This is a genomic window from Neisseria sp. (assembly GCF_030527965.1).
In the GTDB taxonomy this organism is placed as follows: Bacteria; Pseudomonadota; Gammaproteobacteria; order Burkholderiales; family Neisseriaceae; genus Neisseria.
Genome location: NZ_JAUMZU010000032.1, coordinates 1 through 6,202, shown reverse-complemented (window position 1 = coordinate 6,202; position 6,202 = coordinate 1). Strand labels below are relative to the sequence as shown.

General features: G+C 53.2%; 8 protein-coding genes. 7 read left to right on the top strand and 1 reads right to left on the bottom strand.

The genetic code is table 11. From position 1 onward, the window contains the following. The first annotated feature begins 257 nt into the window (after nt 1–257). The 7 genes from pyrE to Q4A84_RS10925 all read left to right on the top strand — a co-directional run bounded on the left by pyrE (nt 258) and on the right by Q4A84_RS10925 (nt 5,547). Nucleotides 258–899 carry an orotate phosphoribosyltransferase gene (pyrE, locus tag Q4A84_RS10955; RefSeq protein ID WP_303088973.1) on the top strand — a complete coding sequence of 214 codons (642 nt, stop codon included), beginning with the start codon at nt 258–260 and terminating at the stop codon, nt 897–899. Nucleotides 900–1,042: 143 nt separating this feature from the next. Further along, complete coding sequence (locus Q4A84_RS10950; RefSeq protein WP_303088972.1) at nt 1,043–1,450, top strand: MJ0042-type zinc finger domain-containing protein; 408 nt, start codon at nt 1,043–1,045, stop codon at nt 1,448–1,450. A gap of 6 nt (nt 1,451–1,456) precedes the next feature. Further along, a complete protein-coding gene (argA, locus tag Q4A84_RS10945) occupies nt 1,457–2,770 on the top strand; it encodes an amino-acid N-acetyltransferase (protein WP_303088971.1) in 1,314 nt (437 codons plus the stop codon). Between the two features lie 115 nt (nt 2,771–2,885). Beyond that, entirely contained in the window at nt 2,886–3,158 is a 273-nt protein-coding gene (locus Q4A84_RS10940; protein ID WP_303088970.1) for an oxidative damage protection protein, read from the top strand. A 60-nt stretch (nt 3,159–3,218) separates the two neighbouring features. After that, nucleotides 3,219–3,974: a GNAT family N-acetyltransferase gene (locus Q4A84_RS10935; RefSeq protein ID WP_303088969.1), complete on the top strand. Its 756-nt coding sequence runs from the start codon at nt 3,219–3,221 to the stop codon at nt 3,972–3,974. Between the two features lie 85 nt (nt 3,975–4,059). Continuing rightward, nucleotides 4,060–4,806: a 1-acyl-sn-glycerol-3-phosphate acyltransferase gene (locus Q4A84_RS10930; RefSeq protein WP_303088968.1), complete on the top strand. Its 747-nt coding sequence runs from the start codon at nt 4,060–4,062 to the stop codon at nt 4,804–4,806. Between the two features lie 162 nt (nt 4,807–4,968). Beyond that, nucleotides 4,969–5,547, top strand: coding sequence for a YbhB/YbcL family Raf kinase inhibitor-like protein (locus tag Q4A84_RS10925; protein ID WP_303088967.1), 579 nt, complete (start codon nt 4,969–4,971; stop codon nt 5,545–5,547). Nucleotides 5,548–5,635: 88 nt separating this feature from the next. On the opposite strand, the gene Q4A84_RS10920 is transcribed toward Q4A84_RS10925, so the two are convergent. Next, nucleotides 5,636–6,202: YafY family protein (locus Q4A84_RS10920; RefSeq protein ID WP_303088966.1), on the bottom strand; the 567-nt coding region annotated here is incomplete at its 5' end.

Sequence of the window (6,202 nt, the reverse complement as noted above, 5' to 3'; positions counted from 1 at the left end):
TAAAGCGTGTTTTAGTTACCTGCAAGGAAGATAATGAAGCTAGTCGTAGAATTATTCTTTCTAATGGAGGTCATTATGAAAACACGATAGCACACTTTCAACGTTATTGGATAGATATGGAGAATTCATGAATAATCCAAAACCAAGAGAATGGAAAAGCGAATAATGCGCCCAAAATACCGAACAGCCCGGCCTGCCTATCCGCCGCAGATTCATTTATAATCCGTATTCTCTACCCAATTTGCGAAAGCTGAATCATGTCTGATTTCCGCCAAGATTTTCTTAAATTTGCGCTCGAACAAAACGTATTGAAGTTCGGCGAATTCACCACCAAAGCCGGCCGCCAGTCGCCCTATTTTTTCAATGCGGGCTTGTTTAACGACGGCGCCTCCACCCTTGCATTGGCAAGGTTTTACGCCCAAGCGATTATCGAAAGCAAAATAGCGTTTGACATGCTGTTTGGCCCGGCCTACAAGGGCATCATCCTCGCGGCCGCCACCGCCATGATGCTGGCCGAGCGCGGAATAAACGTGCCTTTTGCCTATAACCGGAAAGAAGCGAAAGACCACGGCGAGGGCGGCGTTTTGGTCGGCGCGCCGCTCAAAGGCCGCGTTTTGATTATTGACGACGTGATTTCCGCCGGCACATCGGTACGCGAATCGGTCAAACTGATTGAGGCCGAAGGCGCTTCGCCCGCCGCCGTTGCCATCGCGCTCGACCGTATGGAAAAAGGCACCGGAGAAAAATCCGCCGTGCAAGAAGTGGAACAACAATACGGCCTGCCGGTCGTTTCCATTGCCAACCTTCGCGATTTGCTCGCCCTGTTGGAAAATGATACCAACTTCCGGCAATACCTGGCTCCGGTTCAGGCCTACCGCGAACGTTACGGCGTGGTTTGAATCCAGCCGTAATGAATGCCTGTCTGAAAACCGCTGAAACGTTTTTCAGACAGGCATTCAGCTATCCGCCGCTTCTTCATTGGCAATCCCATTGAAATTGCTTAAAATATCCGCTATCCATAATACCAACGAAAGAAAACGTCATGCCTTTATGCGTTTGCCCGCATTGTCGCACCCAGCTCTGGGTTAAAGACAGCCAGCTCAATCTGGCGCAAGGTTACGTGGTTTGCCGCACCTGCCAAGGCTTGTTTCAAGCGCGTAGCCACACTCGCCCGACGCCGGAAAACTTCAACCCCGATCTTTTCCCCTCTGCGGGCAGCGACAGCAAGCTGATACAAAAAATCGGCCCCCAAGTGCGCTCGCACCGGCAGCTTTCCCGCCAAGAAATCGCCGATTTGCTCGACGGCGTGATTCATCAAGAACATGTCCAACCGATGCTCCCACCGCCGCCTGCCCAGCCGGTTTCAGAAGAAACCAAATGGATACTGCCCTGCATGGTGGCGCTTACCGTTTTGTTTATCCAGCTTTTTTACTTAACAATCATTATATAAAGCACGATGAATACCCCCGCTTTCGTTCATGACTTTCGTGAAGCCGCACCTTATATCGACTATCTGCGCGACAAAACATTGGTCATCGGCATCGCCAGCGACATGCTCGAAAACCAGGTTTTACCCAAGTTCGCCGCCGACATCGGGCTGCTTTCGAGCCTCGGTATCAAACTGGTCTTGGTACACGGCTCGCGCCGGCAAATCAGCGAGCTGGACAAAGCAGCAGGCATCGAACCGCGCTATCACGACGGGCGCAGAATAACCGACGAAGCCACCTTAAACCGCGCCAAACAAGCCTGCGGCATGCTGCGCGCCGACATCGAAGCCGCATTGTCGGTCGGCCCCACCCATTCGCCGCAACGCGGCAAGCGCCTGCGCATCGCCTCGGGCAACTTCGTATCCGCCCGCCCGCACGGCATCATCAACGGCATCGACATGGGCTACACCGGCCGAGTCCGCAAAATCGACACCGAAGCCCTGCTGCAACGGTTAAACGAGGGCGCCACCGTGCTCATCAGCCCGCTCGGCGCCTCCCTCAGCGGCAAAACCTACAACCTCAGTATGGCAGACATCGCCGAGGCCACCGCTATCGCCCTTGGAGCTGAAAAACTCATCTTCATCATCGAGGCGGAAGGCATACTCGACAGCAGCGGTCAATTGTTGACCAACCTTTCCGCCGCCGAAGCCAAAACCTTGATGGAACAAAATCAAATACGTTCCGACCAATATCGCCTGCTGCAAGCCTCACTCAACGCCGTAGAACATCACGTGCAACGCGTCCACATCCTCTCCGGCCTGCAAGACGGCAGCCTGATCAGCGAACTCTTTACTCGCGACGGCAGCGGCACCTCGATTGCCCGAGCGCCTTTTATGAACATCCGCCCCGCCTCCGGCAGCGACATTCCCGATCTCATCCGCCTTATCCGCCCGCTGGAAACACAGGGTGTGCTTACCCGCCGCGGCCGCGAATATCTGGAAAACCACATCAGCGAATTTTCCGTATTAGAACACGACCGCCAAATTTACGGCTGCGTCGCCCTGAAACTTTTCCCCGAAAGCCACACCGGAGAGCTGGCCTGCCTCGTCGTTTCCCCTGAAGCACAAGACGGCGGCTACGGCAGGCTACTGCTCGAACACGTTATTTCCCGATGCCAAGCCGCCGACCTAAGCAAGCTCCTCGCCCTCTCCACCCACACCGGCGACTGGTTCATCGAACGCGGTTTCCACCCCGCCACTTCCGACGAGCTGCCTTCCGAACGGCTCAAAGAATATGAAGCGAGCGGCCGAAAATCGAATATTTTCTGCCTAGTGGTAAAATAATGCCTAATCAAACCAAATGCCTGTCTGAAAACATTTTTCAGACAGGCATTTATATACAAAGCCGCCCCAATCCATTACAATTTGAAACTCAGAAATTTTCCTGAAGGCATAAATCATGACCCGTATGGTACACTGCATCAAGCTTGGCAAAGAAGCGCCAGGCCTCAAATTTCCCCCTTTGCCCAACGCATTGGGGAAACGCATTTTCGAAAACATCTCTCAAGAAGCATGGGATGCTTGGACGCGTCACCAAACCATGCTGATTAACGAAAACCGCCTCAGCCTTGCCGACCCGCGCGCGCGCGAATATCTGGCTCAGCAAATGGAAAACTATTTCTTCGGCGAAGGCGCCGACCATGTTCAGGGCTACACGCCGCCCAGCGAATAAGCTGTCGGCCTTTCTTAACGAGAGGCCGTTTCTTTACCATCATTATTATTCCGAATTACCATGTCTGCTCATCATAAATTCAACCATACCGGCCCCAAAATCGGCCTTAGCGTTCATCTGGCCGAAACTCAACAAGAAATCGAAGCCGCCCAGCGCCTGCGCTACCAAGTTTTCGGTAAAGAGCTCGGCGCCGACATCAAAGCCGTAGAGGGCCGCGATATTGATAAATATGACGAACACTGCCATCACTTATTGGCTTTCAACGATGCCACCGGCGAAGTGATCGGCTGTTACCGCCTGCTAACCGAAGCAGGCGCCAAAGCCGTGGGCTCATGGTATAGCGCCAACGAATTCGACCTTTCTCCACTTCAACCCATCATGTCGCAAACCGTAGAGCTCGGCCGCGCCTGCATCCATCCAGATTATCGCAACGGCGGCCTGATTATGCTGTTGTGGAGTGGCCTTGTAAAATTCATGAAAGACTACAACCTGCGCTTCATGATTGGCTGCGGCAGCATCAGCACCCTCGATGGCGGGCACGACGCCGCAGGTCTTTATTACGCATTAAAAGGCAAATATCTAGCGCCCGAACAATGGTGCGTCAAATCGCTCAACCCGCTCAAATGGGAAAACCTCACACCCACCCCGCAACCCGAATGCCCGCCGCTGATTAAAGGCTATCTGAAAGCCGGCGCATGGTTTTGCGGCGAGCCTTGCGTTGACGAAGCCTTCAACTGCGCCGACATCCTGATTCTGATGGACATCAATCACTTGAGCGACCGCTATCTGCAACGCTTCGCACCAAGATTGTCATAATCATAAACAGAATCAAGCCCGACAAGGCTTCTACCAACATCACAAACCCGGCTTTGGCCGCCCGATTTAAGCGGCCGCTTTCAACATGACCCGAATCCGCCTTATTTTCCGACTTTTCGGCATTGCCTTCTGCCTCACTTACGGTGCGGCAGAAATGTTTTTTCTGTTTCCTTTCTATAGTAAACAACGCAAACTGCGCGCCATACAAATCTGGTCGCACTGCGTACTTGCCGCCTGCGGCATGAAGCTGAAAACCTACGGCACCCTGCCCGAAGCAGGCCAAGGCCGCATGATGATTTGCAACCACATTTCATGGCTTGACATCATGGCCATCAATGCCGCCTTCCCCGGCCGTTTCGTTGCCAAAAACGACGTAGCCAAATGGCCCATCATCGGCTACCTTGCGACTCAAGCGCAAACCGTTTACGTTGCCCGCAGAAAAGGCACGGAAGGCAACAGCGAAAAAATCCGCCATGTTACCGAAGCCTTGAAAAACGGCGATACGGTAACTCTTTTCCCCGAAGGCACCAGCACAGAAGGCCGCAGCATCCTGCCGTTTAAAACCAGCTTCTTCCAAGCGCCCTACGAAGCAGGCGTTCCCCTTCTGCCGGTACTCTGTCGCTATCCCAATCCCGACGGCACCAGCCCCAATCCACATGCCGCTTATTACGGCGACATCAGCCTGTGGGCATCTATCCGATCTATCGTCAGCCAGCCTTCCAGCATTGTCGAGCTGCATTTCCTCGAGCCGGTCGCTTCCGGCCCCGAAAGGCAGGAAATTGCCCGCGAAATCCACCGGCAATTAAGCGAAAAGCAAAAAGCACTGGGTTGACGTATGCTCAATAACAATCAATGCCTGTCTGAACGTTTTCAGACAGGCATTGATTATCCTGTTCCAAATCGGATAGCATATTTATGCTTTAATACAAATTAACAGTAGAATACCCCTTTCTGCCTGTTTTCAATCTTTCTCAACCAGCTTCAGGAGAATCAAATGAACAAATTGATTTATACAGCCACCGTATTGGCACTCTGCTTCAGCGGGCAGGCCGGTGCTGCGCCCACGCTGCAAGTCAGACAGCCGCAAACCGCACAGAAACAGATGACGCTGGCCAGCGCCGATATCCGGCCGAAGGCCAAGTTCAAAGCCGCGCAAGTTGCCAACAGCTTCGGCTGTTCCGGCCAAAACATCAGCCCGGAATTGCATTGGAGCAACGTACCGGCCGGAACCAAAAGTTTCGTCGTAACCATGTACGACCCCGATGCGCCGACCGGCAGCGGCTTTTGGCATTGGAACGTTTACAACATTCCCGCCGACACCCGAAAATTAGCGCAAGGCGCAGCTAACCAGCTGCCCGCAGGTGCGAAAATGCTGAAAAACGATGCGGGCGAAGCCGGCTACATCGGCGCCTGCCCGCCTGCCGGCGACAAAGCCCATCGGTATATCTTTACCGTTTACGCGCTGAATACCACGCTGGATTTGCCCGATGGCACCAGCCCCGCCGTTTTAGGCTTTAATCTAAACGGCAAAGTGCTGGGCCAAGCGCAGTTGACTGGATTCTACGGCCGCTAAACATCCGATTAACAACTAGAGGCTGAAGCGGAAAACGAGCGTTCGTTATCTGCTTCAGCCTCAATGTTTTTATCACTCGATAAAATTTTTAATAAAAATCAAATCGATGCAAATCCACACAAATACTGCGTTGCCATTGCGCCAGCAACACATCTCGAGGGATAGCGTAAGGTTCGCCTATCTCTGCGCATATCATGCGATCCGGCCGAAAATGGCGGAAATCTTGTCGTAACGTACACCATGCCGCCAATAAACGACTTTCTTCAAAATACGCCATTGCCACCGGCCAAACAGTACGGCGGCTGGTACGACCTTCGGCATCGGCATAGTCAAGAATCAAAGCACGATTACCACGCAAAGCGGCACGGATAACCGATAAAACCTGCTGCTCGGTTAGGGCGTAATCGGTACGATTCGCAGAAATGGGATAGAGCGCCTGTTGTTTGAACAATTCAGACAGGCTTTCCGGCAACACGGCATTGATTTTCGCCAACGCAGATTTAGCTGCATCCGCCAGTGCAGCATCGGCGTTAGCCACCGCCCAACGCATGCCGAATACCACCGCCTCGATTTCATGCTCATCAAACATCAACGGCGGCAGCACAAAGCCGCTGCTTTTCAACATCAGCCCCACGCCGGCTTCGCCTTCTATTTC

Coding starts and splice junctions, on each gene's coding strand:
- Q4A84_RS10935 (WP_303088969.1), top strand. CDS start 3,219: ATGTCTGCTCATCATAAATTCAACCATACCGGCCCCAAAATCGGCCTT.
- argA (WP_303088971.1), top strand. CDS start 1,457: ATGAATACCCCCGCTTTCGTTCATGACTTTCGTGAAGCCGCACCTTAT.
- Q4A84_RS10930 (WP_303088968.1), top strand. CDS start 4,060: ATGACCCGAATCCGCCTTATTTTCCGACTTTTCGGCATTGCCTTCTGC.
- pyrE (WP_303088973.1), top strand. CDS start 258: ATGTCTGATTTCCGCCAAGATTTTCTTAAATTTGCGCTCGAACAAAAC.
- Q4A84_RS10925 (WP_303088967.1), top strand. CDS start 4,969: ATGAACAAATTGATTTATACAGCCACCGTATTGGCACTCTGCTTCAGC.
- Q4A84_RS10950 (WP_303088972.1), top strand. CDS start 1,043: ATGCCTTTATGCGTTTGCCCGCATTGTCGCACCCAGCTCTGGGTTAAA.
- Q4A84_RS10940 (WP_303088970.1), top strand. CDS start 2,886: ATGACCCGTATGGTACACTGCATCAAGCTTGGCAAAGAAGCGCCAGGC.